This window comes from Phenylobacterium sp. (genome assembly GCF_036263695.1).
Taxonomy (GTDB): Bacteria; Pseudomonadota; Alphaproteobacteria; order Caulobacterales; family Caulobacteraceae; genus Phenylobacterium.
Genome location: NZ_DATAGM010000006.1, coordinates 1 through 1,854, shown reverse-complemented (window position 1 = coordinate 1,854; position 1,854 = coordinate 1). Strand labels below are relative to the sequence as shown.

At 72.6% G+C, this 1,854-nt stretch carries 3 protein-coding genes; 2 read left to right on the top strand and 1 reads right to left on the bottom strand.

The genetic code is table 11. The features are described from left to right. Together VHK87_RS00170 and VHK87_RS00165 are read left to right on the top strand one after the other, a co-directional pair. Window positions 1-329, top strand: a 329-nt coding sequence (locus tag VHK87_RS00170) for a hypothetical protein (protein ID WP_329632879.1), incomplete at its 5' end; no start/stop codon positions are given. Beyond that, the gene (locus tag VHK87_RS00165; RefSeq protein WP_329632878.1) at window positions 329-1,567 is read left to right on the top strand and encodes a glycosyltransferase; all 1,239 of its coding nucleotides are present in this window, start codon (window positions 329-331) and stop codon (window positions 1,565-1,567) included. The genes VHK87_RS00170 and VHK87_RS00165, both read left to right, overlap by 1 nt. Here VHK87_RS00165 and VHK87_RS00160 read toward each other — a convergent pair. Further along, window positions 1,564-1,854 (bottom strand): DUF6270 domain-containing protein (locus VHK87_RS00160; protein ID WP_329632877.1); only part of this gene is annotated, 291 nt, incomplete at its 5' end. The two genes, VHK87_RS00165 and VHK87_RS00160, sit on opposite strands and share 4 nt — an antisense overlap.

The window sequence follows — 1,854 nt, the reverse complement described above, 5'->3', positions numbered from 1 at the left end:
CCAGCCCCGACGATTTCGGCCACGCGCCGATCCGGCCCTGGTTCGAGCGGGTAGTGGCCGAGGAGGGGCAGGTGGGTCTCGCCGACGCCGAGCAGATGCGGGCGATGTTCGTCGACCGCCTCGAGCACACCGCCGCCTTCGTCGAGACGGTCTTCACGGAGGTGGATGAGCACCTGGCCGAGGAGTTGGTCGCCACCGCTCAGAAGACCCTGGCGATGACCCTGGGCGCCCAGTTGGCTTACATCTACCTGCACACCCGGCCCAGCGCGGCCGGGGCCGAGGCGGCGCGGCTGGACGCCCTGCGCGACCTCCTGCTGGCGGGCATCTGATGCGCATCCTCTACCTGGTCCACCAGTTCCTGCCCGAATACGCCGGCGGCACCGAGAAGGTGACCCTCAACCTGGCGCACGCCGCCCAGTCCGAGGGCCACCACGTGGAGGTGTTCACCGCGTCGCATCGGCCGGGCCCGCCTTGGCGGGAGCAGGAGGGCCTGCGCAGCTGTCTCGTGCAGGGGGTCCCGGTCCACGCTCTGCCCCATCAGGAGGGCCGGCCGCTCGAGGACCTGGGCTTCCGCCCCGCGGAGGGCGTGCGCCAGCGGTTCGAGCGGTTCCTGGACAGCCGGCCGAAGTTCGACGTGGTGCACGTGATGCACGCCCTGCGCCTGAACGACGCCGTCGAGGCGCTCCGGGACCGGCGGGCGGGTTACGTGATCACCCTCACCGATTTCCACTTCATCTGCCACCGGATCAACCTGATCCGGCTGGACGGGTCGCTGTGCGGCGGGCCGGCCGGCGGGCGCAACTGCCAGCTCCACTGCTGGTCGCCGGAGATCGGGGAGCGGGAGTTCGCCGGCCGCATCGAGCGGCTGGGGGAGCTCCTGCGCGGCGCCTCGGCGGTGGTGGCGGTGTCGCCTTACGTCGCCGAGCAGTTCGCCGCCGAGCATCCGGACCTTCAGGTCCGCGTGGTCGGCAACGGGGTCGACCTGCTCTCCTTCCCCCGGCCCAAGGCCCGGCCCACCGACGGGAAGCTCACCTTCGGCTACCTGGGCACCGTCTCGGAGGCCAAGGGCGCGGGGCTCCTCGCCAGCGCCTTCGCCCAGGTCGGCCGCGCGGACGCCCGCCTGCGGATCGTCGGCCCCTGCTACGAGCCTGAGCTCGCCGCCCGCATCTCGGCCGAGGGGGGCCAAGCGCAGATCAGCGTCGAGCCGCCGGTCGCGGCCGCCGACGTCCCGCGCCTGCTGCAGGAGTTCGACGTCCTTTGCGTGCCCTCGCAGGTGCCGGAATCCTACAGCCTGGCCCTGCACGAAGGCTTCGCCGCCGGCCTGCCGGCCCTGGTCTCCGACCTCGGCAACGCCGGGCGGGTGGTGCGCGAGCACGGCTGCGGGCTGGCGCTGCCCGCCACCGACGCCGGCGCCTGGGCCGAGGCGATCGCCCGGGTCTGCGACGAACGGGATCGGCTCGCCGGCTGGCGGGACAAGATCCCCCTGCCGCTGCGGGTGGAGGAGGAGGGGTTCATCTACACCCAACTCTACCGGGCGGTGGCCGCCTCGCGGCGGGCGGCGGCCTAGATCCCCAGCGCCTTCAGCTGGCGCAGGACGTCGCGATAGTAGTCCGGGATGTAGTGGAAGGGGCTGAGGCCCCAGCGGTGGTTCTCGTCGGCCACGAGATATCGGCGGTCGGCCTTCACCCGCACCAGGCCGTGGATCAGGGCGTCGATGTGCGCCTGGGTGTCGGCCAGCAGGGCGTTGTGCTCGGAAAGGCTGGCGGGCAGGCCGTCCCAGACCTGCAGGGCGTCGGGCAGCTCCTGCCGCCGGCCCTCCTTGTCGAGGTAGCTTCGGGCCCACTCGGCCTCGTG

Excerpts from the sequence above, each read along its gene's own strand:
- VHK87_RS00165 (WP_329632878.1), top strand. The coding sequence starts at position 329 with ATGCGCATCCTCTACCTGGTCCACCAGTTCCTGCCCGAATACGCCGGC.